Annotated in this window: 2 protein-coding genes; both read left to right on the plus strand. The window is 31.4% G+C overall.

All coding sequences use genetic code 11. The features are described from left to right. Positions 1 to 423, plus strand: a 423-nt coding sequence (locus F6K22_RS34385) for a retropepsin-like aspartic protease family protein (protein ID WP_293108765.1), incomplete at its 5' end; no start/stop codon positions are given. 422 nt (positions 424 to 845) lie between these two features. Beyond that, positions 846 to 1070 (plus strand): class I SAM-dependent methyltransferase, encoded by a 225-nt coding sequence (locus F6K22_RS34390; RefSeq protein ID WP_293108768.1) that lies wholly within the window; start codon positions 846 to 848, stop codon positions 1068 to 1070. Positions 1071 to 1190 lie beyond the last annotated feature (120 nt).

Genomic DNA, 1190 nt, shown 5'->3' on the forward strand with positions numbered 1-1190 from the left:
CCAGAAGAATTATCAGAACAAGTATCAACTTCTAGTACTGCAGCAGGAATATACCAAATACCTATTAAAAGTCGTCGCGGTGGTAGTCCTGTAATTGATGTTACTTTTAATGGTAATCAAACTTATGAAATGATTCTAGATACTGGTGCTAGTTCTACTTTAATTACTCAAGAAATGGCAAAAGTTCTCAAAGTTATACCCTTTAACAAAAGAAGTTTTACTTTAGCTGATGGCAAAAATGTAGAACTAGGAGTTGGCATAGTTAGTTCTATTTCTGCGGGAGGTCTGACAATTAATCAGTTTAACATTGCGATCGCTCCTCCAAATAAAGAATTAGGACTACTGGGGCAAAATTTTTTTGGTAACTATGATATGACAATTAAGGCAGATGTAGTAGAGTTAAGGGCACGTTCTAGTAGTTAGAAGCATCATGTTTAGATAATTTTATATACGGAAAAATCTGAAAAATGAACAATAATTATCGAGTCTGGAAAACAGTAGAATTTTCACAAAAATATCTTTCTGGTGTCATACTAAATCCGGCGATCATAGTAGAGTAATAATCAAGAACAAAGAATGCTAAAAAAAGTCTATATTTTTCCTCTTCTCTTACTATGAATTCAGATGAAATCTAAATTTAACTTAAGCTGTTTAATGTGTTTAGTACTAGAAGCAAACTAAATGTTTACACCGACTTAATTTAAGGAATATTAGAAATTTGAAAAATGAACAATGATTATCAAGTCTGGAAAACAGCATAACTTTCACAAAAATATCTTTCTGGTGTAAGAAGTGCAATTCCTCTAGCTACTGAACAAATTGAGATTATATTGAGGATTATTCAGATGGCTAGACCACAAGTGAATAACTTTTTAGATTTAGGTTGTGGTGGTGGTATTTTAGGTCAGGCTATTCTCAGTCAAGACCCTGATTCTCAAGGAGTATTTTTAGACTTTTCAGAGACAATGATTGAAGCTGCAAAAAGTAATATTTATGCTGGTTATCAAGCTGATTTAGAATTTATAAATCAAGATTATAGTTTACCAGAATGGATAAGAATGGATAAATAAAATTCATCTAAAAGCACCATTTGATGTAATTGTGTCGGGATTTTAAATTCATCATCAACCAGACTTCATTAATGGATAATGGATAATTTATAATTGATAATTACCTTTGGTTAAAACAGT

Source organism: Okeania sp. SIO2F4 (genome assembly GCF_010672385.1).
Lineage (GTDB): Bacteria > Cyanobacteriota > Cyanobacteriia > Cyanobacteriales > Microcoleaceae > Trichodesmium.